The following is a 25,733-nucleotide window of genomic DNA, read 5'->3' on the forward strand; positions in this document are numbered from 1 at the left end:
AGACAAAGGTAATCACTTAACAACGCCCCACTATTAATAATGGCAGGATTATTTCAAGTCGGGTAAGTCGTTGTATAAGCCCTGTTTAATTCCCGCTAATGGAATAAGGTTATTCACCGCAGCGGCATAATTTACGGCGGCGACCCAGCCATCATAATTGGCATTTATTTCAGCCGATTGCGCCTGAAAGACATCTTGCTCGACGGTTAATAGATCATTCAGACTGCGTTTGCCCAATTTATATTCATTTTGGTACACATCTCGCGTTTTGTGCGCACTTTCGGATTGTGCTAAACCGGCTTCTTCGCGACCCCGTGCGCCGGTCCAGTTCGCATATGCCACAGACGCTCGTTGCAGCACATCCAGTTTTGCCTGTTCGACCTGCGAGGCAGAGATTTTTTGTTGCCCTTCGGCCTGTTGCACCTGGGCAGAAACCGCGCCGCCCTGAAACAGCGGCGCGTTAACGTTCAGTTGTAGCTGATCATCCCAATACGAGCGGTCGCTGGTCTGGTAGCGCGTTTTACCCCCCTGAATACTGAGCGTTGGCCAGTATTGCGCTTTCGTTTTTTCCACGCCGTACTGTGCTGACTGGCGTAAGTTTTCTGCCGCCAGCACCAGCGGGATGGACTGGTAATCAATATTCTTCAGCGATACCGGCTGCTCGGCTAATTCAGCAGGTGGCGCGGCTATCGCCTCCGGCTGTACGCCAGTGAGCACCGCCAGTTGCGCTTTGGCGCTCGCCATCTGCGCCTGATATTGCTCCAGCGTTGAGCGCATTCCAGCAATACGCGTCTGGGCCTGTAATTCATCCGACGATGAGTTCAGGCCAGCGTTAGCGCGCAATGCCGCCATGTTGTAGACGTTTTCCAGCGAGTGAATATTGCGTTGAGCCGCATCGCACAAAGCCTGATAACGACTGACTTCCATATAGGCAGTCGCCGTTTTCTCTGCAACATCGGTTAAGGTAGCCATCAATTTAAAGCGGTAGCTGTCACGGGCGGCAGTTTGCAGATTGATATCGTTGTTAGTTTTACCAAAGTCATACACCAGTTGTGTCAGGGTTATGCCATACGAAACGTTGTTATCAAGCCTGCCGCTGGAGTCCGTTTGTCGGGACGGCCCCGCGTTGCCGGTTAATCCAACGTGCGGATACCAGGCACTTTTGGCTTCATCAATTTGCGCTTCGCCAATGCCTATCTGCGCCGCCTGTTGAGTGACGTCGGGATTTCGCGCAAAGGCGCGTAATATACTTTCCTGTAAAGATAATTGGGCAACTGGCGTTACCGCTGGGGCATTCGCCCATTGTGGCAGCGGTGCAGCAATTGCAGCTTCTCCCATCACCATAAAACTTATAAAAAAAATAAGTCCATTATTTTTACGGTTTTTAAACTGGAATCGCGCCATAGATAAGTCACTTCCTTCCAGGTCATTATTTTAACTGGTTTTTATAACCAATCTCATTTTATTAAGAAGGGTAATAACTTGTGCATCTCTTGTGTCGATCATTGATATGGGCAAAGAAATGCAGCTAAAAAGCTTATACGTTATTTATTTAGAATACACTACGACTTTTAGATTACCATCATACACATTAAGAATAATCCACGGTAATAAGTGATTAGCATCACAGATTTATCGCGTATATATCATTTTTTTGTGACTTAATTATTAAAGGAATAAGAAAGGTAATTTGAATTAAAGACAAAGGCGCAGTACAGGCAGTACTGCGCGCAGAGAGGTGTTATACGGTTTTATTGCGCTTCATGACCATTGCCACAATAAGGCTGAGTAAGATTGCACCAATAATCCATATCAACGCACGGCTGCCCTGGGACCACAGGCTGTAGATAAAGCCAACGATCACCAACAACATCACCAACGTACCTACGATAAGAATCGGCAACGAGGCGTGAATATCATGACGCAGGCGGATCGCCACCACAAACACCGCCAGATAGCAAATCAAAAAGGTGGCGCTGGCAACACTGGCGAGTGAGCCTAAATTTAGTGCCGCCGTCATCAGCATAATCAACACCACGACAATGATGTTGCCCCAGGTACTCTGCCGCCACAGGGATTTATTCATTAGCTTCGGCAGTTCGCGTTCGCTGCCCATGTTGTCCATGATGTTAAACACGGCGAACAGGTTCGCGTTGATGGCTGAAGCCGTCGCCAGTAAAGCGCCGATGACGACGATCACATAACCCACATGCCCGAGCAGCGGAGAAGCTGCCTGCGCTACGGCGGTATCGGCATATTTTTCTAACTCTAATGCCGATACATCGCTAAGCAAAACCAGCGCCAGCGAGATATAAAGCAACGTGGTAACGCCAATCGCCACCAGAAACGCCCGTGGCATAATGACCTGCGGATCTTTCACTTTATCCGCCGCGTTCGCCATCATGCCAAAGCCCGCATAGGCAAGGAAGGTTATCCCGATACAGGAGAAGAACGCACCGGAGCTGGGGGGCGCAGAGACGGAAATATGCGCCGGTTGCAGCGACCAGACACCTGCAATGATCAGCAATAACAGGATCATCATTTTAATGCCGACGAGGATCACTTCCAGCCGCCCTACCGCATGGTTGCTTAAGGAGTTGAAAAGCGTCATCACCGCAATGATCCCCAACGCGTAGAGCAATATAAGGTGCTCCTCCTGACTGCCTTCATGCAAAAACTGCACGGCATAAGCGCCAAAAGCACGGGCGACCATGGCGATGCTCACCGCCAGCGTCAACAGGTACAATAACGAGAGTGCCAGCGAAAAGACGCCGTTGCCTAATCCGCGACGAAAGAAGTCGATAATACCGCCATTGCTGGGATAGCTCGCCCCCAGGCGCGCATAGGCATAACCAGAAAACATCGCCACAATACCGCCAAAAGCAAAGGCGACCCAGGTCGAGGCTTCCATTAGCAACGCAGCCTGCCCCAGCAGCGCGAAGATCCCCGCCCCCACCATTGCCCCAATACCGATGGAAACGACGTTCCATAGACCGAGGGGTTTGTTATCGTTATTACCTTCCGTGTTCATCATGATCAGCCCTTAAACACGTTATAGCCGAGTTGCTTAGCGACCGATGCCACCATTTTTTGACCGCGAACACTGTTGCCTTCTTCGTCCAGCGGTGGTGAGAACGCGGCAATTCCCATCACGCCAGGGACGACCGCCAGAATACCGCCACCTACACCGCTTTTGCCCGGTAAACCAACGCGATACGCCCAGTCACCGGAGCGACCATACAGCCCTTCCATCATCATTTCAGCCAGAATGTACGGCACGTTGTCGGCCTGAAGAACGCGTTTATGCGTCAGCGGATTCACACCACCCGCCGCCAGCGTCGCGCCAAGCGTTGCCAGTTCAACAGTATTGATGAGCGTGGAGCACTGACGGGTGTACACGTCACAGGCTTCCATTGCATCACAATAGAGATATCCGGCGGAGTACAGCAGCCAGGCAATGGCCCGGTTATGGAAGTTGGTTGTTTGTTCCGACTGGTTTACTTCGTCAGAGAGCGCTACCTGCTCACCAGCCAGTTGTTGTTGGATATGTAAAATTCGCTGCCAGCGTTGTTCGGCATTTTCAGCGTTAATCAGGCTGGTGGTGGCAATAGCGCCAGCATTTACCAGTGGCGACAGCGGTTTGCCGCCATGCAACTCTAAGGCGATAACTGAGTTAAAGGGCAATCCGGTCGGGTCAGCGCCAACTTTGTCCTGTACCGCCTGCGGGCCGACATCTTCTAACGCAAGGGCTAACGTACAGACTTTCGAGATGGATTCCAGCGCAAAGCGGTAATCACTATCACCCGCGCGATAGATGTTGCCATCGCAGGTCACAATAGCCACTGCTGCCAGTTGACCAGGTACATTCGCCAGAAAGGGAATGTAGTCGGCATTTTGTCCGCCGTTAAGTGAGTGAAATTGGGTGTAAGCCTGAGCCACTGCCTGCTGTAATTTGTTTGCATCTAACATCTTTTGTTAACTCCTTTTTATAGATGCGGGAGGTAATTCCTCACCCCGGTGCCGATTTTCAGGCATCCTGATTTAACTTAGCACCCGCAACTTAACTACAGGAAAACAAAGAGATAAATGTCTAATCCTGATGCAAATCGAGCCGATTTTTTAATCTTTACGGACTTTTACCCGCCTGGTTTATTAATTTCTTGACCTTCCCCTTGCTGGAAGGTTTAACCTTTATCACAGCCAGTCAAAACTGTCTTAAAAGGAGTGTTTTATGTCACAAACTATCGACCTGACCCTGGACGGCCTGTCCTGCGGTCACTGCGTTAAACGCGTGAAAGAAAGTCTCGAACAGCGCCCGGATGTTGAGCAGGCGGATGTGTCTGTCACTGAAGCGCACGTTACCGGGACTGCCAGTGCAGAACAGCTGATCGAAACCATCAAACAAGCGGGTTATGACGCATCTGTAAGCCACCCAAAGGCTAAACCGCTGGCGGAGTCATCAATCCCGTCGGAAGCACTGACAGCGGTTTCTGAGGCGCTTCCGGCAGCGACCGCCGATGACGATGACAGCCAGCAGTTGCTGCTGAGCGGCATGAGCTGCGCCAGCTGTGTCACCCGCGTACAAAATGCGCTGCAAAGCGTACCGGGCGTCACTCAGGCACGGGTAAACCTGGCGGAGCGTACTGCGCTGGTGATGGGCAGTGCCTCCCCACAAGATTTAGTGCAGGCGGTGGAAAAAGCGGGCTACGGCGCGGAAGCGATTGAAGATGACGCTAAACGCCGCGAGCGCCAGCAAGAAACCGCCGTCGCTACGATGAAGCGCTTCCGCTGGCAGGCGATTGTCGCACTGGCGGTGGGTATCCCGGTGATGGTCTGGGGGATGATCGGCGATAACATGATGGTCACCGCCGACAACCGCAGCCTGTGGTTGGTTATCGGCCTGATAACCCTGGCGGTAATGGTTTTCGCCGGCGGGCATTTTTACCGCAGCGCATGGAAAAGCCTGCTGAACGGTGCAGCGACGATGGATACGCTGGTGGCGCTGGGTACTGGCATGGCGTGGCTCTATTCGATGAGCGTCAACCTGTGGCCGCAGTGGTTCCCGATGGAAGCGCGACATCTTTATTACGAAGCCAGCGCGATGATTATCGGTCTAATCAATCTCGGTCATATGCTGGAAGCGCGCGCACGTCAGCGTTCTTCAAAGGCGCTGGAGAAATTACTCGATTTAACCCCACCGACGGCGCGCCTGGTTACTGACGAAGGTGAAAAAAGCGTGCCTCTGGCAGAAGTGCAGCCAGGTATGTTGCTGCGCCTGACGACCGGCGATCGCGTGCCGGTAGATGGCGAGATTACCCAGGGCGAAGCATGGCTGGATGAAGCGATGCTGACGGGCGAACCAATCCCGCAGCAAAAAGGCGAAGGCGATAGCGTCCATGCCGGGACAGTGGTACAGGACGGCAGTGTGCTGTTTCGTGCCAGTGCGGTCGGCAGCCATACTACGCTGTCACGAATCATTCGCATGGTGCGCCAGGCCCAGAGCAGCAAGCCTGAAATCGGCCAACTGGCGGATAAAATCTCCGCTGTGTTTGTGCCGGTGGTGGTAGTCATTGCGCTGGTCAGTGCGGCAATCTGGTATTTCTTTGGCCCGGCACCGCAAATTGTTTATACCCTGGTGATTGCCACCACGGTGCTGATTATCGCCTGTCCGTGTGCGCTGGGACTGGCGACGCCGATGTCGATTATTTCGGGCGTCGGGCGGGCGGCTGAGTTTGGTGTGCTGGTGCGGGACGCCGACGCGCTGCAACGCGCCAGTACGCTCGACACCGTGGTGTTCGATAAAACCGGGACGCTGACCGAAGGGAAGCCGCAGGTTGTCGCAGTAAAAACATTTGCTGATATTGATGAAGCGCAAGCATTGCGTCTGGCGGCGGCGCTGGAGCAAGGTTCCAGCCACCCGCTGGCACGGGCGATCCTCGATAAAGCAGGTGATATGCAGCTACCGCAGGTCAACGGTTTCCGCACATTGCGCGGGCTGGGTGTGAGCGGTGAAGCTGAAGGTCATGCGGTATTGCTGGGCAATCAGGCGCTGTTAAATGACCAGCAAGTTGATACTAAAGCGATTGAGGCAGATATTTCAGCTCAGGCATCGCAAGGGGCAACGCCTGTGCTGCTGGCGGTTGACGGGAAAGCGGTGGCCTTGCTGGCAGTACGCGATCCGTTGCGTAACGATAGCGTGGCGGCGCTGCAACGTCTGCATAAAGCGGGATATCGTCTGGTGATGTTGACCGGGGATAACCCAACCACCGCCAATGCGATCGCCAAAGAAGCAGGGATTGATGAGGTGATCGCCGGGGTGCTGCCGGACGGTAAAGCCGAAGCGATCAAACGTCTGCAAAGTGAAGGACGTCAGGTGGCAATGGTGGGCGACGGCATTAACGACGCGCCAGCGCTGGCCCAGGCGGATGTCGGTATTGCGATGGGTGGCGGCAGTGATGTTGCCATTGAAACCGCGGCGATTACCCTGATGCGCCATAGCCTGATGGGTGTTGCAGATGCGCTCGCGATTTCCCGCGCAACGCTGCGCAATATGAAGCAGAACCTGCTCGGTGCGTTTATCTACAACAGCATTGGTATTCCGGTCGCCGCCGGTATTTTGTGGCCGTTCACTGGAACACTGCTTAACCCGGTGGTTGCCGGAGCGGCAATGGCGCTATCGTCGATTACCGTAGTGAGTAACGCCAACCGGTTACTGCGGTTTAAACCGAAAGAGTGATTGGTATTTACTTAATGCGTTTGTGAGATCCAGTTCTTGTTGCGCTCCTTTTATGAGTCATGCCATATAAAGTGACTGGCGCAGGGAGCGCGCAGGGGGCGGCCAATCGCCGCCGCCCCCTGCACCCCCGGGCTCTGGCGAACAAAATCGCCGCTGCGCGGTACCCTCAGCTTATCCCTTGCGGCTACCGGGTCGGGCGCGAGGTAACATCCCTGTAAAACGCGCCCTCAGCCCACATCCATGTGGGCTGCCCCGGCCTTCAGGGAACGCCTCGGCGATTTTGACGCCACCAACACCGGTGCAGTCTTTCGTTTCAAAGCAAAAACAATTTTTCGATCATATTTAAGCTACCACTGAACAAGCCTCATAACTCCATTTGCGCCATCCCTCCCTGCGCGCTAGCATGATATTTCACAAAGGGAGGTCGTATGGATCTGTTGTACCGGGTAAAAACGCTTTGGGCCGCGCTGCGCGGTAATCATTACACCTGGCCTGCTATCGATATCTCTCTTCCCGGCAATCGCCATTTTCATCTGCTCGGCAGTATTCATATGGGTAGCCACGATATGGCTCCCCTGCCCACCCGTTTGCTCAAAAAGCTCAAAAACGCCGATGCGCTGATCGTCGAGGCGGATGTTTCCACCAGCGATACGCCTTTTGCTAATTTGCCTGCCTGCGAGGCGCTGGAAGAGCGCATTAGCGAGGAGCAACTCCAAAACCTGCAGCACATTAGCCAGGAGATGGGCATTTCTACCTCACTCTTTTCTACCCAACCGCTGTGGCAAATCGCGATGGTTCTTCAGGCGACACAGGCGCAAAAACTGGGGCTGCGGGCAGAGTATGGTATCGATTACCAGCTATTGCAGGCGGCGAAGCAACAACATAAATCCGTGATTGAACTGGAAGGGGCAGAAAACCAGATTGCCATGTTGCTCCAGCTCCCTGACAACGGACTGGCGCTGCTGGACGATACGCTGACCCACTGGCACACCAATGCACGGTTGCTGCAACAAATGATGAGCTGGTGGCTGAACACGCCGCCGCAAAATAATGAAATAACGCTGCCTAATACGTTCAGTCAGTCGCTGTACGATGTGTTGATGCATCAGCGAAATCTCGCCTGGCGGGATAAATTACGCGCCATGCCGCCGGGGCGATATGTGGTCGCGGTCGGTGCACTACACCTGTATGGAGAAGGGAATTTACCGCAAATGTTGCGCTAAAAAAATGGCCAATATCGCTATTGGCCCGTCAAAGAGGAATTTCATTTTTTTATTATTATGCCGTCACTTTAAGCGACGGTGTAACTCGATTGTCGCTCAATCTCACCATCCTGCCAATACTCTTAGGCAAGATGACTCTTTTTTTTGGACCGCCATCAGGCGTATGCTTGCTTCGTTTTTTTGTTTAAGGCAGGAAAATTACCATGACACCCGCAGTTAAATTACTCGAAAAAAACAAGATTTCGTTTCAAATCCATACCTACGAGCACGATCCGGCTGAAACCAATTTTGGCGATGAAGTCGTCAAAAAATTAGGTTTGAATCCGGATCAGGTCTACAAAACGCTGCTGGTGGCAGTGAACGGTGATATGAAACACCTTGCCGTGGCCGTTACGCCGGTTGCAGGTCAACTGGATCTTAAAAAAGTAGCAAAAGCGCTGGGTGCCAAGAAAGTTGAGATGGCCGATCCGATGGTCGCGCAGCGTTCAACGGGATACCTGGTTGGGGGGATTAGCCCACTGGGACAGAAAAAACGTCTGCCAACGATTATCGACGCCCCCGCACAAGAATTTGCCACTATTTATGTTTCCGGCGGCAAGCGCGGACTGGATATCGAACTGGCGGCAGGCGATCTGGCGAAGATCCTCGATGCCAAATTTGCTGATATCGCCCGCCGCGATTAAGCATTGTGCCGGATGCGAACATCCGGCACTTTCGGATTACTGCCAGTTCACCTCACCTTTCGGTTCATAGACACTCACATCCAGCGGCGAGCTCTTCTGGATATACGCTTTCAGCACTTCGGCATCAATAAAGCCGGTATTCACATAGCCCGGTTTGTTATCAAGGCGCGGATAGCCATCACCGCCGGTGGCATTGAAGTTTAATGTCGCCATACGGTAAGTTTTCGCTGGATCGACCGGTTCGCCTTTGATTTTAAGGTCGTTCAGTTTGCCGTCTTTCGCCACAAAGCTAACGTTGGCAAATTGCGGGTAGGCACCTGAATCTGGCTTCATTTGTGCGACGGCGGTCAGGTAATCAATCACCTCTTTACCGGTCATGTCGGCATACACCACCACATTGCCGAATGGCTGCACTTTCAGCACGTTTTTATAGCTGATATCGCCTGCTTCGATAGAATCACGAATTCCGCCTCCACTCATCACCGCAAAGTCAGCACCAGTGCGATCCATTTGTGCTGCCAGAATTAACCGCCCCATATTGGTCTGTACAAAACGCACTTTGTCACGATCGCCTTCCAGACGACCATTGGTTTCGCCTATTTTCACTTCCAGCTGCGCTTTGCCTTTGTTCTGGAACGGCGATAACAGCGAGATCATTTGCTGGTTTTCAGCGATTTCAGGGGTGTACAGCACGCGCTCGCTTTTCCCGTCTTCCCAGGTCACTTTCTTCTTCAGGTTCACCGGAATCAGCTGGTAGTTAACCATTTTCATTTCGCCATTACGAAACTCAAAATCAGCCCGTCCCACGTATTTGCCCCACTCATGCGCCTGCACAATCCAGATGCCGTTTTGTTGATCCGGTTTGCATGGCGTACCCGGCACGTAATCGACCTGTTTTTTGTTTTCTGCCGCCATGCAGACCGGATCTTGCGAGTGACCACCGACGATCATCGCCAGCGATCCGGCAGGCAGCGCGCGCGCCATCTCCACATCGCCCGGTGCGTTAGAGCCGTGCTCACCATTGTCGTAATGCCCCATATGGGTCGCCGCGATAATAATGTCTGGCTTTTCTGTCTGTTGCAGCTCCTGAATCACCAGCTTCGCTTCATCGGCGGGCTTACGGAACTCAATATCGGTGAAGTTTTCTGGGTTGCCTAACTTCGCTGTGTCATCCGTCGTCAGACCAATAACGGCAATTTTCAGATCCTGACGCTTAAACAGCGCCCATGGTTTAAACAGGCGCTCGCCGGTACTTTTCTGGTAGATATTCGCGGAAAGCAACGGGAACTTGGCCCACTTTTCCTGCTGGCGTAATACGGTGAGCGGATTATCAAATTCATGATTACCGATCGCCATCGCGTCATAGCCCACCAGATTCATACCGCGAAAATCAGGTTCGGCATCCTGTAAGTCGGACTCGGGCACGCCAGTGTTAATGTCGCCACCGGAAAGTAGCAGCACGCTACCGCCTTCAGCCGCAACCTCTTTGCGGATACCATCCACCAGCGTTTTTTGCGCCGCCAGACCATATTCGCCATATTCATTGCGCCAAAAATGCCCATGATGATCATTGGTATGCAGAACTGTAATTTTGTAGGTTTTATCCTGCTCATACGCCAGAGCAGTTTCACTCGCCAGTGTAAATGTGGTTAACAGTGCTAACGCCACGCCCCGCTGCAATAATTTCATACTTCTCTCCCTGACCTGATTTCAACGTGTTGAAAAATAGTATGACGCGACATCATAGACAAGTCTGCGTCCGGTGAAGATAAATCTGCATCCAGATTAGAAATTCTGTATTCGGCGTTGAGACTTCCTTCAGGCGACGCATACAGGTATGTTAGTCGGGTAATAATCACAAATAAGATCATTCTTTACATCGCAACCCTGAAAAAGTGACTTTCCTATGGCAATGAGTGAACAAACCCAGCCTGTGGCGGGCGCGGCTGCGTCAACGACCAAGGCCCGAACATCGTTTGGTATTTTAGGTGCTATCAGCCTCTCACATCTGCTGAACGACATGATCCAATCGCTGATTCTGGCGATTTATCCGCTGCTTCAGTCAGAATTTTCTCTGACATTTATGCAGATTGGCATGATAACCCTCACCTTCCAGCTCGCCTCTTCGCTACTGCAACCAGTGGTCGGCTACTGGACCGATAAATATCCAATGCCATGGTCGTTGCCAATTGGCATGTGCTTTACCTTAAGTGGTCTGGTGCTGCTTGCGCTGGCGGGCAGTTTTGGCGCAGTTCTGCTGGCGGCGGCGCTGGTCGGTACCGGTTCATCGGTCTTTCATCCGGAATCTTCTCGCGTAGCCCGTATGGCTTCCGGCGGGCGGCATGGCCTGGCGCAATCTATCTTTCAGGTCGGCGGCAACTTTGGCAGTTCCCTGGGACCCTTGCTGGCGGCGGTGATTATCGCGCCTTATGGCAAAGGCAACGTTGCCTGGTTTGTGCTTGCGGCACTGCTGGCGATCGTGGTGTTGGCGCAAATCAGCCGTTGGTACTCGGCACAGCACCGAATGAATAAAGGAAAACCCAAAGCGACGATTATCAATCCACTGCCGCGCAATAAAGTTGTACTGGCGGTCAGCATTCTGTTAATCCTCATTTTCTCGAAATATTTCTATATGGCGAGCATCAGCAGCTATTACACCTTTTATCTGATGCAAAAATTCGGATTATCTATCCAGAATGCTCAGCTTCATCTGTTTGCCTTCCTGTTTGCCGTTGCGGCAGGTACGGTGATCGGCGGGCCTGTAGGGGATAAAATTGGGCGGAAATATGTGATTTGGGGCTCTATCCTCGGCGTTGCGCCGTTTACGCTGATTTTACCCTACGCCAGCCTGCACTGGACGGGGGTTTTAACGGTGATTATTGGATTTATCCTCGCTTCGGCATTCTCTGCCATTCTGGTCTACGCTCAGGAGCTGCTTCCGGGACGTATCGGTATGGTTTCTGGACTCTTTTTCGGTTTTGCTTTCGGCATGGGAGGTCTGGGAGCGGCAGTTCTGGGGCTTATCGCCGACCACACCAGCATCGAGTTAGTCTATAAAATCTGTGCTTTCCTGCCACTATTGGGGATGTTGACCATATTCCTGCCTGATAACCGGCATAAAGACTGATTTCATTGCAGCCAAAGGCAAACTTTGGCTGCATCGTTTTACAGTCGCCATAAGCCTTTCCTCTGTTAAACCGCCTTCTGTTTTCCGATACGTGCTTTTTTTGCAGCTAATTCCATTTTTCTGCAAAATTCAACAATTATTCATAAACATCATCAATGAAATTGTCATAAACTATTACCTGTAATTTTGGTTTTCCCGGCCAAAAATGGACAATAACCACCAGGAAAAGGAGACGGAATGCATCACGCCACCCCGCTTATCACCACCATTGTTGGCGGCCTTGTGCTCGCCTTTATCCTCGGCATGCTGGCCAATAAACTACGTATTTCTCCTCTGGTGGGATATCTGTTAGCGGGTGTGCTGGCAGGACCATTCACTCCGGGCTTTGTTGCCGATACCAAGCTTGCGCCGGAACTGGCTGAACTGGGCGTTATTTTGCTGATGTTCGGCGTCGGTTTGCATTTTTCGCTCAAGGATTTGATGGCGGTAAAGTCCATCGCCATTCCCGGCGCGATCGCCCAGATAGCCGTGGCGACGCTGCTGGGTATGGCGCTCTCCGCCGTGCTGGGCTGGTCGTTAATGACCGGTATCGTGTTCGGCTTATGTCTTTCCACCGCCAGTACCGTGGTGTTACTGCGCGCACTTGAAGAACGGCAATTAATAGACAGTCAGCGTGGGCAAATCGCCATCGGTTGGTTGATTGTGGAAGACCTGGTAATGGTTCTGACGCTGGTGTTGCTGCCCGCAGTGGCAGGAATGATGGAACAGGGCGATGTGGGCTTTGCCACTCTTGCAGTCGATATGGGGATCACCATCGGCAAGGTGATCGCATTTATCGCCATTATGATGCTGGTAGGTCGCCGTCTGGTGCCGTGGATTATGGCACGCAGCGCGGCAACCGGTTCTCGCGAGCTGTTTACCCTGTCGGTGCTGGCGCTGGCGTTAGGGATTGCCTTTGGTGCGGTAGAGCTGTTTGATGTCTCCTTTGCACTCGGTGCGTTCTTTGCCGGGATGGTACTGAACGAGTCTGAACTGAGTCACCGTGCCGCCCACGATACGTTGCCATTGCGCGACGCGTTTGCGGTGCTGTTTTTTGTCTCCGTCGGGATGTTGTTTGATCCGTTAATTCTGATTCAGCAACCGCTGGCAGTGCTGGCGACGCTGGCAATTATTCTGTTTGGTAAATCGGTCGCGGCCCTGTTCCTTGTGCGTCTGTTTGGTCACTCCCAGCGCACGGCATTAACCATCGCCGCCAGCCTGGCGCAGATTGGTGAGTTCGCGTTTATCCTGGCGGGACTGGGAATGGCATTGAATTTACTGCCGCAGGCCGGACAAAACCTGGTACTGGCAGGGGCGATCCTGTCGATTATGCTCAACCCAGTACTGTTCGCACTACTGGAGAAATATCTGGCGAAGACCGAAACGCTGGAAGAGCAGACGCTGGAAGAGGCAATCGAAGAAGAGAAGCAGATCCCAGTGGATATTTGCAACCATGCGCTACTGGTTGGTTACGGTCGTGTAGGCAGCCTGCTGGGGGAGAAATTGCTCGCCTCTGATATTCCGCTGGTGGTGATTGAGACGTCACGAACCCGTGTTGATGAGCTGCGAGAGCGTGGGGTCCGCGCTGTATTGGGCAATGCGGCGAACGAAGAAATTATGCAACTGGCGCATCTGGAATGTGCAAAATGGCTGATCCTGACGATCCCCAACGGTTATGAAGCAGGCGAGATTGTGGCATCTGCCCGCGCGAAAAATCCGGATATTGAGATTATTGCCCGCGCCCATTATGACGATGAAGTGGCGTATATCACCGAACGTGGCGCGAATCAGGTAGTGATGGGTGAACGTGAAATTGCCCGTACTATGCTGGAACTGCTGGAAACGCCACCGGCGGGTGAAGTGGTGACGGGGTAAACGGTTGTTGCCGGATGTAAAATATGAAAAATATGTAGGCATGATAAGACGCGCCATGAACTGAACCCCAAAACCTGGACAGTTTCAGTTAACCGGCTTTTTGATGCTCAGTCCGGTATTCTACCGGACTGAGTCCCCCAAGACTGAGTTTTATTCTTTTTTGATTCCAGTAAGTTATGTATTCGTTAACGGCATTTTCCAGCTCTTCTACATTTCTGTAGTCCCGGCGATAGTACATTTCTTCTTTCAGGTGACCAAAGAAGTTCTCCATTACCGCATTATCAAGACAGTTGCCCTTGCGCGACATGCTCTGCACTAACCCTTTGTCTGCCAGGGCAGACTGATAACTTTTTATCCGGTAATGCCACCCTTGATCACTGTGGAGCAGCGGTTTTTCTCCTTCTGCAAGGCTTTCCAGCCCCTTATTTAACATGCGCTTCACCAGCTCCTCTGTAGGCCTGCAGGCCGTTTCCCACGCCACGATTTCCCCGTTAAACAAATCAAGTATCGGGGACAGGTACAGTTTTTGTCCGCCAGCCCTGAATTCGGTGATATCTGTCACCCATTTCTCACAGGGAGCTTCCGCTTTGAACTGCCGCTGAAGGATATTTTCTGCAGCGAGTCCCATATTTCCCCGGTAAGACCGGTATTTCTTCAGGCGCACAGGAGACTTCAGGCCGAGCTGTTGCATCAGTTTTCGCACCGTTTTGCCACTGAACTTAAGACCTCTTTTCTGAAGCTCACAATGGATCCGCCGGTACCCATAACATCCCCGGTGTTCATGGAAGATGGAGGCTATGAGCTGTTTCACATCAGCATACTTGTCCTTAGCCTTCTGCAGTGACAGCTGGTAGTACAGCGTGCTTCTGGCCAGCCCTGCAGCCTTTAACAGGTCAGACTGGCAGTGTCCGCACCTCAGGCTCCGGATGACTTTCGTTTTTTCTCCAGCTCCTGGCGCTTTTTTTCCAGGAGATGCTCCTGCATGGCTTTCAGATATGCATTTTCTGCGCGAAGATAACGCAGCTCATTCTTCATCTCTTCCGGCGTCATGTTTGCCTCGTTTTCATGGGTATCATCAGAACGGGTCATGCTTTTCTCCTTCCTGCGCCTGATAAAGGCCTCATCACCAGATTTGCGGTAGCCTTTTATCCAGTTTTTAACCGTGTTGTGGCTGGGAATGTTAAACCGGGCAGCTACCCGGGGTAGAGACTCAGAATGCCCGAGAGCATAAAGAACCACGCAAAGTTTATCTTCAGGAGAATAGCTACGCTTGTGTCTGCAATCCAGTGCCCGAGGACCGTGAAGAAGAAAAAGATTAATCCAGTGTGAGAGGCTGGTGTGAGAAAGTTGAAAGAGTTTTGCCGTAGAAATGATGCCTGCATGACCAGCCAGGTAATGATTTACAGCGGCAAGTTTTACTTCAAATGAATGTTTCATAAACTGCACCTTCAGATGTCAGATTATGTCCAACATTTGGGGTGCAGTTCAGCCAGCGTCGCATCAGGCATCGAGAGCCAAATGCCAGATGCGGCGTGAACGCCTTATCTGGCCTACGAACCGACGATAACTTAACGATCCCAGTAAGACTCTTCCAGGCTGTCTTCACGCTCCGGCAAGCCGCGCGTTAAACGAGGTGAATGCTGGTTCAGTACCTGATAGCTCACACGGTTAGCATATTTACACACCTGCGCTAACGATGAATAAGTTAACCAGGTGAATTTATGTTTGCTGGAGTTTGGTACGTTGCTACGATGGTAGCTGTTGGCGGTAATGTCATGCAGCAACGCTGCCAGTGCGCCATCCCCCGCTCCATTAGTGTTCATGATTTTTTCCGGCCCGCCCATGTACGGCGCAATGTGCGAATATACACGCAGCGGATTCTGGCAATCCTTGTGGCGCATGGCGCGGCTAAACTCATACTGGTTGAATTCCGCTATAGCGCCCGGCAGCAGCGGATGCTGGGTTTTACGTTTCGCTTCGTCTTCGGTAAAGCCCGCCATATACAAGCCGATTGGCCCGGCGGTGCACAGCACCAGATCTACCCAGTCCAGCGCCTTGTCAGATGCCAACAACGGATCGCTTTCTCCGGTCAACGCTTCGGCTTCATCTTCGTTCATCGCAAGGATAGAGACGTGGTCTTTGAGGAATTGCTGCCACCACTGCGGATTCTCGGCAATGACAAACTTAGTTCCCAGCGTCAGCACCACCGGTACGTTATATTTCTTCGCGTACTCAATGGCTTTCATGGTTGCTTCCGGCATGGGTTCACCCGGCTTGCAACGCACCAGATAAGAGGTGAGAACCAGTGCCGAGGCTCCGGCAATCACATCTTCCGGAATACTTTCAGCCCGCAGCTGGTTCATGTGGCCAGGACTGATAGCAAAGGTACGTTCCCCGGACTCGCCAATCAGCGTAAAGCAACGACCAATCGGGCCATCCACGCCTTGTAGATAGTTAAGATCGGTACGGCTGGAGGTGTTACACAGGTAACGATAGGCATAGCTGCCAATTTCAATATTGCTGCACATGACGCCCAGCAGCACCGAACGGTCGTCCGCGAGCACCGAGTAGTTGTGCATGGTGTTACCAATAGTGCCACCCGCAAATTGATGGGTAATCAGGTTTTTCTGTTTTAGTTCCTGATAAAGCGCTTCGGCTACGTCATCCTCAATCACCAGTGAATGCCCGGCGCTTAATCCATAACGCTCAATGAATTCATCATCCACTTTCGCTTCAATATCGACCAGCGTTTGATCGATACCCACTACCCAGGCAGCGCTGGTTTCGTTTTCTGGCTGGAATTGCTGAAGCAGCGGATCGCGTGCATTTACGGGGAAGTAATGTTTGGATTTACGTTTACCGGGAAATTTCATGGTTGTTTTTACGGGTGGTTAACTGAGCGGCGAATGTTAACACAATCTGACGGGAGCGCGCGAGACGCAGCCAGTTTCAATATCAGCAGGCGGGATCGCATTTTCATGGCAGTGGTTCCTTACAATGACGTAATTTGAAAGGAGTTTTTGCATGAAGCTGGAAAACAAATTACCCGTTCTGGACCTTATTTCTGCTGAAATGAAGACCGTTGTGAATACTCTTCAGCCGGATTTACCGCCCTGGCCCGCAACGGGAACGATTGCTGAGCAACGACAGTATTACACGCTTGAGCGCCGATTCTGGAATGCGGGCGCTCCAGAAATGGCAACCAGAGCTTACATGGTTCCAACAAAATATGGGCAGGTGGAAACACGTCTCTTTTGTCCGCAGCCAGATAGTCCGGCGACGCTATTTTATTTGCATGGCGGCGGTTTTATTCTCGGCAATCTCGATACCCACGATCGCATCATGCGCCTGCTGGCAAGCTACAGCCAATGTACGGTGATTGGCATTGATTACACCCTTTCACCTGAAGCGCGTTTTCCGCAAGCAATAGAGGAAATTGTGGCTGCCTGTTGTTATTTCCACCAGCAGGCGGAAGATTATCAAATCAATATGTCCCGCATTGGCTTTGCCGGTGATTCCGCAGGTGCCATGTTGGCGCTCGCCAGTGCGTTGTGGTTGCGTGATAAACAGATCGATTGCGGTAAAGTTGCGGGCGTTTTGCTGTGGTATGGGCTTTACGGATTACGGGATTCCGTGACTCGTCGTCTGTTGGGCGGTGTCTGGGATGGCTTAACGCAACAGGATTTACAGATGTATGAAGAGGCGTATTTAAGCAACGACGCGGACCGCGAGTCGCCGTATTACTGCCTGTTTAATAATGATCTCACTCGCGAAGTTCCGCCCTGTTTTATTGCCGGGGCGGAGTTCGATCCGCTGCTGGATGACAGCCGTCTGCTTTACCAGACGTTAGCGGCGCATCAGCAGCCCTGTGAGTTCAAACTCTACCCAGGCACGCTGCACGCCTTTTTGCATTATTCACGGATGATGAAAACCGCCGACGAGGCTCTTCGTGACGGCGCTCAGTTCTTTACCGCTCAGCTTTAGCGATACGCGGCAACAAGATTAGCCATCATCTCGATATGTTCCGGCGTGGCATTAAGCGCCGGAATATATTCATATTTTTTCCCGCCCGCACCGAGGAAGACCTCACGGTTTTGCTCGGCAATCTCTTCCAGCGTCTCCAGACAATCCGCAGCAAAGCCCGGGCACATCACCTGTATATGACCTACGCCTTTTTCTCCGAGCATTTTCAGCGTTTCGTCGGTATAAGGCATCAGCCAGGGTTCCCGCCCAAAGCGCGACTGAAAGGTCATCATCACTTTTTCCGGTGCCATCCCCAGTGCGGAAGCCAGTTCGCGAGTCGTTGTGCGGCAACGTTGCGGATAATCATCGCCTTCATCGGCATAACGCTGGGGAATGCCATGATAAGAGAGCAGCAGCAGATCCGGTTCGCCATGTTTGGCAAAAGAAGCACGTACGCTGTTCGCCAGTGCATTAATGTAATCGTGGTTATCGGCGTAATCACGAATAAACGATATCCCTGGAATGCTACGTTTGCGTGCCAGAATGCGTGCCAGTTCATCCCATACCGCACCGACCGTAGAACAGGAGTATTGCGGATAAAGCGGCAGCACCATAATATGATCTACATGCTCTGCCAGGAGTTCATCTACGGCGCTTTCCAGTGATGGCGAGCCGTAGCTCATTCCCAGCGCTACGGGCGTCTCCGGTAAACGTTGTGCCAGCGCCTGCTGTTGCTGGCGGCTGTAAACCATCAGTGGCGAGCCACCTTCCATCCAGACAGAGGCATACAGCTTCGCCACACGCGGCGAGCGCAGCGGCAAAATCACGCCGCGCAGCAACGGCCACCATAACAACCGTGAGGTATCAACCACGCGTCTGTCGCTTAAAAATTGTTTCAGATAGCGTTTTACCGCTTCAGGTGTGGGGGCATCGGGCGTACCCAGGTTTGCCAGCAGGATACCGGTTTTAGTCTGACGCATTACCGCCTCTTATCGATTCAACTTGTTGATAATTGTAGCGGAAAAGTGAAGAAGAAGAACTAATTGCTGTGAGAGGTATTGCCTGAGGAGGATGAGCAGACCTGCCCGAAAGCAGATCTGCTGCGGCTTGATTAGCCGAGGATTTTTTCCAGATCAGCGCGAACTTCAGCAACCGGCTTGGTGCCGTCAACTTTCGCGTATTTGGTGTTACCCGCTTCCGCTTCTTTGGAGTAGTAGCCGATCAGCGGTGCAGTCATCTGATGGTATTCAACCAGACGTTTACGTACGGTTTCTTCCTGATCGTCTTTACGGGTAGTCAGTTCTTCACCGGTAACGTCGTCTTTGCCTTCTACTTTCGGCGGATTGAATTTAACGTGATAAACACGACCAGACGGCGCATGAACGCGGCGGCCTACGATACGATCAACAATCAGTTCGTCCGGTACGTCGAATTCCAGAACGTAATCAACATTGATGCCCGCTTCTTTCATCGCGTCTGCCTGCGGAATGGTACGCGGGAAGCCGTCCAACAGGAAACCATTACGGCAGTCTTCCTGAGCAATGCGCTCTTTAACCAGCGCGATCACCAGTTCGTCGGTGACCAGTTTGCCAGCATCCATAATGTCTTTTGCTTGTTTACCCAGCTCGGAGCCAGATTTGACCGCAGCACGCAGCATATCGCCAGTGGAGATTTGCGGAATACCATATTTCTCCATGATGAACTGAGCCTGAGTCCCTTTCCCCGCGCCCGGAGCGCCAAGCAGAATGATACGCATTGCGAAAATCCCCTTAAAATGTGTCGAATTTTTTGAAAAAGCGATAAACGATACCACCAACAGGCGATTGCCTCAAGAAAGGCACCTGGGGCTGAAACGGTTAATGGCGAGATAATTTGCGGAAAGTGCAGATAATGAAAAGAAAAATGCCGGATGACACGAAGGTCATCCGGCATGACATCAGGAAACCAGCAGCTGGTTCATACGACGAATAAACAGGTTCGGATCTTCCAGCGTGCCGCGTTCTGCCAGCAGCGCCTGATCCAGCAGCAGTTCTACCCACTCGCTGAACTTCGCTTCATCTTCAGTATCCGCCGCACGTTTCACCAGTACGTGATCCGGGTTCAGTTCGAAGATGTATTTCACTTCTGGCACTTTCTGGCCCGCTGCGGCAAACAGTTTCGCCATCTGGGTGCTCATTTCGTCCGCGTCGGTAGAAACGATCGCTGGCGTATCGGTCAGACGGTGAGTCAGACGGACATCTTTCACGCGCTCGCCGAGCAGGGCTTTCACACGGTCGATGAACGGAGTCAGGGCTTTCTCCGCTTCTTTCGCGCTCTCATCAACTTCGTCAGCCAGTTTTTCCAGCGACTCGTCAACTTTAGACACAGACTGGAACGGTTTACCGTCGAACTCAGTCAGATAGTTCATCATCCACTCATCGATGCGGTCGGAAAGTAGCAGAACTTCGATGCCTTTCTTACGCAGCAGTTCCAGGTGCGGGCTGCTCTTCGCTGCCGCATAGCTGTCTGCAGTGATGTAGTAGATTTTCTCCTGCCCTTCTTTCATGCGGGAAACGTAGTCTTCCAGAGACACGGTCTGCGCAGAAGAATCGGTATGGGTAGAAGCAAAACGCAGCAGTTTGGCGATCGCTTCCTGGTTAGCGAAATCTTCCGCCGGACCTTCTTTCAGTACCAGGCCAAACTGTTGCCAGAAGGTCTGGTATTTTTCCGCGTCGTCTTTCGCCAGTTTTTCCAGCATTTGCAGCACACGCTTGGTCAGCGCATTGCGCAGGTTACGCGTTACCGTGCTGTCCTGGAGGATTTCACGGGAAACGTTCAGCGGCAGATCGCTGGAGTCAATCAGACCACGCACGAAGCGCAGATAGTTCGGCATGAACTGTTCTGCGTCGTCCATGATGAACACACGCTGAACATACAGTTTCAGGCCGTGTTTATGATCACGGTTCCACATATCCCACGGAGCCTGGGACGGGATGTACAGCAGGCTGGTGTACTCCTGCTTACCTTCAACGCGATTGTGGCTCCAGGTCAGCGGATCGTTAAAGTCGTGGGCGATGTGTTTGTAGAACTCTTTGTACTCTTCATCGGTGATTTCCGACTTGTTACGAGTCCATAGCGCCTGCGCTTTGTTGATTTTTTCCCAGGAGATAACGGTTTCGCCATCTTTCTCTTCGCGTTTTTCGATCTCTACCGGCAGCGCGATATGGTCGGAGTATTTGCTGATGATGGAACGCACGCGCCAGTCATCGAGGAACTCGTCTTCGCCTTCACGCAGATGCAGGGTGATTTCAGTACCACGATCTTCTTTGGTGATGTCGGCAACGGTGTATTCACCTTCACCAGCCGATTCCCAGAAAACACCGTTTTCTGGTTTTTCGCCTGCCGCGCGAGTACGCACGGTCACTTTGTCGGCCACGATAAACGCAGAGTAGAAACCAACACCAAACTGACCGATCAGCTGGCTGTCTTTCGCCTGGTCAGAACCCAGGGATTCGAGGAATGATTTGGTACCGGATTTAGCGATAGTCCCCAGATGGTCAATCACTTCGTCGCGGGTCATCCCCACGCCGTTATCGGAGATGGTCAGCGTGCGCTTGTCTTTATCGAAAGAGACACGAACGCGCAGTTCGCCATCACCTTCGTACAGGTCCGGGTTAGAGAGCGCACGGAAACGCAACTTGTCCGCCGCATCGGAGGCGTTAGAGATAAGCTCACGCAGGAAGATTTCTTTATTGGAATAGAGAGAATGGATCATCAGGTGCAGAAGCTGTTTCACTTCTGACTGAAAACCACGAGTTTCTTGTCCTTTCATGTAGGTCTACCTCAATAATGCCATTTTAAGGTTAAAAACAGGATGTGGGAGAGATGGGGACAAGGGAGAATAATTTCAAGCGAGAGCAGGTGATCCTGCTCTCGTTTGCTTAAAAACGAATCTTATGACGCCCGGCAAGGGAGTGTGACAGCGTGGTGCCATCGACCATTTCCAGTTCGCCGCCAACCGGTACGCCATGAGCGATTCGGCTGGCTTCCACGTCATATTGCGCGCAAAGCTCGGCAATGTAGTTAGCGGTAGCTTCACCTTCAACCGTGGGGTTGGTGGCGAGGATCACTTCAGTGATTTTTTCCTCTGCCAGACGCTGTTCCAGACGATCAAGCCCGATATCATCCGGACCGATGCCGTCCAGCGGTGACAGGTGCCCCATCAACACAAAATAACGGCCTGAAAACTGCCCCGTCTGCTCAATGGCGTAGATGTCCGCCGGACTCTCCACCACGCAGATTTGACCGTTTTCCTGACGACGCGGATTCGAACAGATGTTACAGACTTCCTGTTCGGTGAAGGTGCGGCAATCGGCGCAGTGGCCGATTTCCGACATCGCCCGGGTGAGCGCCTGCGCCAGACGCATCCCGCCGCTACGATCGCGCTGAAGCAGCGTGAACGCCATACGCTGCGCCGACTTCGGGCCAACGCCCGGCAGACAGCGCAGTGCTTCCATAAGCTGTGTTAACAGCGGGCTGGTTTGCATCAGAACGGCATCTTAAAGCCAGGCGGCAGCTGCATTCCGGAGGATACAGAGGCCATTTTTTCTTTCTGCGTTTCTTCAATACGACGTGCCGCGTCGTTGAATGCTGCAGCCACCAGGTCTTCCAGCATCTCTTTGTCGTCTTCCAGCAGGCTCGGGTCGATCTCTACGCGACGGCAGTTGTGTGCACCGTTAATGGTCACTTTTACCAGACCTGCGCCAGATTCGCCGGTGACTTCCAGCTGCGCGATCTCTTCCTGCATTTTCTGCATTTTTTCTTGCATCTGCTGGGCTTGCTTCATCAGGTTACCCAGACCGCCTTTACCAAACATAGGTTTCTCTCTCAATCACGTTAAGGATGACGAACGTAAGCTGTGCTTACGATCAAATGGGGCGGATACTTTCTTCATCCAGCTCCGCATCGAAGAATCGACGCAGGGTCTGAATATTATTATCCGCAATAATGGACTCGCGCGCCTGCGCAAGTTTTTCTTCGTATATCGCCTGACGCCATTCCAGCGGCGTACGCACCGCGGGATTATCATCTTCAACGATAGTCAGTTCAACCGTTGAACCTTTTAACGTGCTCAACGCTTCAGCCAGTTTTTGCTGTGCGCCGCTGTTATTCAGATGACGCTGAGAGGAGCGCAAATGCAGACACACCGTGTTGCCGTTCTCCTCTTTCCAGGCATTTAACGCCACCTGTTCGACCAGTTTTGGTAGCGAAAGTTGACTCACCTGAGCCGCCCACGGGTCGCGCTCAATGGCTTCTGCCGCCAGCTTCGCCGCCAGTTCCGGCGTTTTTTCATGTTCCAGCGCTTTTTTTAGCGCCTTCGGCGTGGCGACCACTTCTTTTTGCTGCATCACTGGAGTGGTAGCCTTCCAGCGATACGCTTCTTTTTTGGCTGGCGCTTTTTCCAGCGCCGATGGCACCGGACGCGCCTGAACGCGATCGGTGACCGAAGCCAGTCTTTCCAGCGCAGCGTTATTCACCGGCCGCGCGCGGGTAGCGGCTGCCGGTTCACTCTTTTTTGCTTTGGTTGCTCCCTGCACGCGCTGCAACTGCTGGCGCGCCGCCAGCACCTGGCTGGTGGTTTCCGGGAGCGGTACAGTCGGTGCCTGCTGCGGCGCTGATTGCGGTTGCGGCGGCACCTGGGTTGGCGTCATTACTGCCGTTGGCGCGACGGGCGCAAAGGACTGGCGTGGCACTTCTGGCTCAGGCAGTGGCATACGCGGATGGAACGCCAGCGCGCGAAGCAGCGTCATCTCAACGCCCATACGGCGGTCTGGCGCATACGGTAATTCTTTGCGACCAATCAACAGCGTCTGATAGTAAAGCTGAATATCCGTCGGCGGTATGGTGCGCGCCAGTTCACGCATCCGCAGCTCGATGGCGGCCATATCGTTGCCAAGTGCAGCAGGCGAAAGTTGTACCATCGCAATACGATGCAACAGACCGAGCATTTCCACCAGCAACGCTTCCCACTCGATACCACGGGCAGCGGCTTCATTAATCAGCGCCATTACGCTCTCGCCGTTGGCCTCGACCATCGCTTCAACCAGCGACAGCGCCTGATCGTCGTCAAGCGTACCCAGCATCGCACTGACCGCCTGGGTTGAAACCTGGCCGTCACCGCTGGCAATCGCCTGGTCGGTCAGACTTAAGGCATCTCGCAGGCTGCCTTCAGCGGCGCGCGCCAGCAATTGCAGCGCCCGCGGCTCGTGAGCGATATGTTCTTCGTTGAGGATGTGCTCAAGCTGATGGCGAATTTGCTCGACATCCAACGCCTTGAGATGAAATTGCAGACAGCGTGACAAAATCGTCACCGGCAATTTCTGCGGATCGGTCGTCGCCAGCAGAAACTTAACGTGCTCCGGCGGCTCTTCAAGGGTTTTTAACAGTGCGTTAAAGCTGTGGCGCGACAGCATATGCACTTCGTCGATCAGATAAACTTTGAAACGACCACGCGCCGGAGCGTACTGGACGTTATCCAGCAGGTCGCGAGTGTCTTCAACTTTAGTGCGCGAGGCGGCGTCGATTTCAATCAGATCGACAAAGCGCCCCTGCTCGATTTCACGACAGTTATCGCACACGCCGCACGGCGTCGCGGTAATGCCGGTTTCGCAGTTTAGCCCCTTCGCCAGCAGTCGGGCGATAGAGGTTTTTCCGACGCCACGGGTGCCGGAAAAAAGATAAGCATGATGAATACGCCCTAACGACAAGCCGTTCGCCAGTGCGGTCAGCACATGTTCCTGGCCGACGACGTCAGCAAAGGTTTGTGGGCGCCATTTTCGGGCTAAGACCTGATAACTCATTGGCAGGCTCTGAAACGCTGGAAGGTGGATTCACGAAGGGGTAATGCTAACACAGCCCCGTCAGAACGGCGAGGCTGAATGCACATCTTGTGCTGTCCGTAGCGTGGGCAGCACAAGACTGGCGATAATTAATGGCCCGGGAACGGAACAAGGCTGTAGCTGGTAATGCCCTGTTTTTCGAGACGCTGTTCGCCGCCGAGATCGAACAGATTGATAATGAACGCAGCATCAGCCACTTCACCACCCAGACGACGGATCAGTTTAACGGTCGCTTCGATAGTGCCGCCGGTTGCCAGCAGATCGTCCACCACCAGAACTTTGTCGCCCGGTTTGATGGCATCAACGTGGATCTCCAGCTGATCGGTGCCGTACTCCAGGTCGTAAGTTTCACTGATGGTTTCACGCGGCAGTTTGCCCGGTTTACGGACCGGTACAAAGCCAACGCCCAGACCCAGAGCTACCGGAGCGCCAAACAAGAAGCCACGCGCTTCGGTGCCGACAACTTTGGTAATGCCCGCATTTTTGTAACGCTCAACCAGCAAGTCGATGCTGAGAGCGTAAGCTTTCGGGTCTTCCAGTAAGCTGGTGACATCGCGGAAAAGAATGCCGGGTTTTGGGTAGTCCTGAATGCTTTTGATGCTATTTTTGAGATACTCAAGCTGCTGTGCAGTCGCGGTCATAAGTGTATGCCTGCTTGTTACGGTGGTACTCACGGCGCGTTTTAAACGTATCAAAAGTAACAGTTGTTTAACCTTTGACCGCCTGCGCCTGTGCTCGAAAACGCCAGAATGTACTGGCTGTACGCAATAATTGCAACTGCGATTGTTGTGCTTCAGTGCTTTTCTTGCTTTTCATCAATCACCGGAATTCGCCACATATAAAAAAGCAAACAGGCGAGAATTACCAGCAACATGATGCGCACCCATGGCATCTGGACGAACCACAGAGAAATGGCAAACGTGAGCAAAATAAGCAAAATCGCCCGCGGTTTGACGCCGCGCGGCATCGCATGATGTTTCTGCCAGAAACGTAGATAGCTGCCAAACCATGAGCGGTACAGCAACCAGGCGTGAAAGCGCGGGGAAGAACGGGCAAAGCACCAGGCCGCCAGCAGGATAAACGGCGTCGTCGGTAATACCGGTAATACCACGCCCAGCGTACCCAGCACTACCGCCAGCCAGCCAATGATGATTAAAATGATTCGTTGCATATTGAGTGTTGTCAGCTTACAGAGTTGCTACTTTAGCA

At 52.6% G+C, this 25,733-nt stretch carries 20 protein-coding genes and 1 other annotated feature; of the genes, 6 read left to right on the forward strand and 14 right to left on the reverse strand.

What is annotated here, in order from left to right; genetic code table 11:
- Positions 1-48: 48 nt before the first annotated feature.
- From ACK8NJ_RS17315 to glsA, 3 genes are all read right to left on the reverse strand, one after another.
- A complete protein-coding gene (locus ACK8NJ_RS17315; protein WP_411961829.1) occupies positions 49-1,404 on the reverse strand; it encodes a TolC family outer membrane protein in 1,356 nt (451 codons plus the stop codon).
- 337 nt (positions 1,405-1,741) lie between these two features.
- A complete protein-coding gene (locus ACK8NJ_RS17320) occupies positions 1,742-3,034 on the reverse strand; it encodes an APC family permease (RefSeq protein ID WP_000982143.1) in 1,293 nt (430 codons plus the stop codon).
- 2 nt (positions 3,035-3,036) lie between these two features.
- Positions 3,037-3,969, reverse strand: coding sequence for a glutaminase A (gene glsA, locus ACK8NJ_RS17325; RefSeq protein WP_411961830.1), 933 nt, complete (start codon positions 3,967-3,969; stop codon positions 3,037-3,039).
- A 262-nt stretch (positions 3,970-4,231) separates the two neighbouring features.
- Between glsA and copA the strand changes: the two genes are divergently transcribed.
- The 3 genes from copA (at position 4,232) to ybaK (ending at position 8,642) form a co-directional block, all read left to right on the forward strand.
- Complete coding sequence (copA, locus tag ACK8NJ_RS17330) at positions 4,232-6,736, forward strand: copper-exporting P-type ATPase CopA (protein ID WP_411961831.1); 2,505 nt, start codon at positions 4,232-4,234, stop codon at positions 6,734-6,736.
- Positions 6,737-7,164: 428 nt separating this feature from the next.
- Positions 7,165-7,959, forward strand: coding sequence for a TraB/GumN family protein (locus tag ACK8NJ_RS17335; RefSeq protein ID WP_409023481.1), 795 nt, complete (start codon positions 7,165-7,167; stop codon positions 7,957-7,959).
- 203 nt (positions 7,960-8,162) lie between these two features.
- Positions 8,163-8,642: a Cys-tRNA(Pro)/Cys-tRNA(Cys) deacylase YbaK gene (gene ybaK / locus ACK8NJ_RS17340; RefSeq protein ID WP_000186631.1), complete on the forward strand. Its 480-nt coding sequence runs from the start codon at positions 8,163-8,165 to the stop codon at positions 8,640-8,642.
- A gap of 36 nt (positions 8,643-8,678) precedes the next feature.
- On the opposite strand, the gene ushA is transcribed toward ybaK, so the two are convergent.
- Positions 8,679-10,331 (reverse strand): bifunctional UDP-sugar hydrolase/5'-nucleotidase, encoded by a 1,653-nt coding sequence (gene ushA, locus ACK8NJ_RS17345; protein WP_409023482.1) that lies wholly within the window; start codon positions 10,329-10,331, stop codon positions 8,679-8,681.
- 217 nt (positions 10,332-10,548) lie between these two features.
- Here ushA and fsr point away from each other — a divergent pair, with 217 nt between their 5' ends.
- Together fsr and ybaL are read left to right on the forward strand one after the other, a co-directional pair.
- Positions 10,549-11,769 (forward strand): fosmidomycin MFS transporter, encoded by a 1,221-nt coding sequence (fsr, locus tag ACK8NJ_RS17350; protein WP_001251634.1) that lies wholly within the window; start codon positions 10,549-10,551, stop codon positions 11,767-11,769.
- A 237-nt stretch (positions 11,770-12,006) separates the two neighbouring features.
- The gene (ybaL, locus tag ACK8NJ_RS17355; RefSeq protein ID WP_000546253.1) at positions 12,007-13,683 is read left to right on the forward strand and encodes a YbaL family putative K(+) efflux transporter; all 1,677 of its coding nucleotides are present in this window, start codon (positions 12,007-12,009) and stop codon (positions 13,681-13,683) included.
- Positions 13,684-13,771: 88 nt separating this feature from the next.
- On the opposite strand, the gene ACK8NJ_RS17360 is transcribed toward ybaL, so the two are convergent.
- Both ACK8NJ_RS17360 and gsk read right to left on the reverse strand, forming a co-directional pair.
- Positions 13,772-15,120, reverse strand: a protein-coding gene (locus ACK8NJ_RS17360; RefSeq protein WP_411961832.1) for an IS3-like element IS1397 family transposase whose coding sequence is annotated in 2 segments (ribosomal slippage) — positions 13,772-14,640 and positions 14,640-15,120 — 1,350 coding nt in all. Because the reading frame shifts where the segments join, the coding sequence is not laid out codon by codon here.
- 131 nt (positions 15,121-15,251) lie between these two features.
- Entirely contained in the window at positions 15,252-16,556 is a 1,305-nt protein-coding gene (gene gsk, locus ACK8NJ_RS17365; RefSeq protein WP_000671574.1) for an inosine/guanosine kinase, read from the reverse strand.
- Positions 16,557-16,707: 151 nt separating this feature from the next.
- Between gsk and aes the strand changes: the two genes are divergently transcribed.
- Positions 16,708-17,667: an acetyl esterase gene (aes, locus tag ACK8NJ_RS17370; protein ID WP_000764314.1), complete on the forward strand. Its 960-nt coding sequence runs from the start codon at positions 16,708-16,710 to the stop codon at positions 17,665-17,667.
- On the opposite strand, the gene hemH is transcribed toward aes, so the two are convergent.
- The 8 genes from hemH to ACK8NJ_RS17410 form a co-directional block, all read right to left on the reverse strand.
- Positions 17,664-18,626 (reverse strand): ferrochelatase, encoded by a 963-nt coding sequence (hemH, locus tag ACK8NJ_RS17375; RefSeq protein ID WP_242791821.1) that lies wholly within the window; start codon positions 18,624-18,626, stop codon positions 17,664-17,666. The two genes, aes and hemH, sit on opposite strands and share 4 nt — an antisense overlap.
- Positions 18,627-18,757: 131 nt before the next feature.
- The gene (adk, locus tag ACK8NJ_RS17380) at positions 18,758-19,402 is read right to left on the reverse strand and encodes an adenylate kinase (protein ID WP_001220233.1); all 645 of its coding nucleotides are present in this window, start codon (positions 19,400-19,402) and stop codon (positions 18,758-18,760) included.
- Positions 19,403-19,582: 180 nt separating this feature from the next.
- On the reverse strand, positions 19,583-21,457 hold the full coding sequence (gene htpG, locus ACK8NJ_RS17385; protein WP_000678201.1) for a molecular chaperone HtpG: 1,875 nt from the start codon (positions 21,455-21,457) through the stop codon (positions 19,583-19,585).
- A 109-nt stretch (positions 21,458-21,566) separates the two neighbouring features.
- Complete coding sequence (recR, locus tag ACK8NJ_RS17390) at positions 21,567-22,172, reverse strand: recombination mediator RecR (RefSeq protein WP_001195025.1); 606 nt, start codon at positions 22,170-22,172, stop codon at positions 21,567-21,569.
- Positions 22,172-22,501: a YbaB/EbfC family nucleoid-associated protein gene (locus ACK8NJ_RS17395; RefSeq protein WP_000467098.1), complete on the reverse strand. Its 330-nt coding sequence runs from the start codon at positions 22,499-22,501 to the stop codon at positions 22,172-22,174. The genes recR and ACK8NJ_RS17395 overlap by 1 nt, the downstream gene beginning before the upstream one ends.
- Before the next feature lie 52 nt (positions 22,502-22,553).
- Positions 22,554-24,485: a DNA polymerase III subunit gamma/tau gene (gene dnaX / locus ACK8NJ_RS17400; RefSeq protein ID WP_411961833.1), complete on the reverse strand. Its 1,932-nt coding sequence runs from the start codon at positions 24,483-24,485 to the stop codon at positions 22,554-22,556.
- Positions 23,157-23,221: a sequence feature (DnaX frameshifting element), on the reverse strand. (Overlaps the previous gene by 65 nt.)
- Before the next feature lie 128 nt (positions 24,486-24,613).
- Entirely contained in the window at positions 24,614-25,165 is a 552-nt protein-coding gene (gene apt, locus ACK8NJ_RS17405; protein ID WP_000127356.1) for an adenine phosphoribosyltransferase, read from the reverse strand.
- Between the two features lie 152 nt (positions 25,166-25,317).
- Positions 25,318-25,695, reverse strand: coding sequence for a DUF454 family protein (locus ACK8NJ_RS17410; RefSeq protein WP_001188905.1), 378 nt, complete (start codon positions 25,693-25,695; stop codon positions 25,318-25,320).
- Positions 25,696-25,733: the final 38 nt, after the last annotated feature.

Origin of the sequence: Escherichia sp. F1 (genome assembly GCF_046764225.1) — a bacterium.
Taxonomy (GTDB): domain Bacteria; phylum Pseudomonadota; class Gammaproteobacteria; order Enterobacterales; family Enterobacteriaceae; genus Escherichia; species Escherichia coli.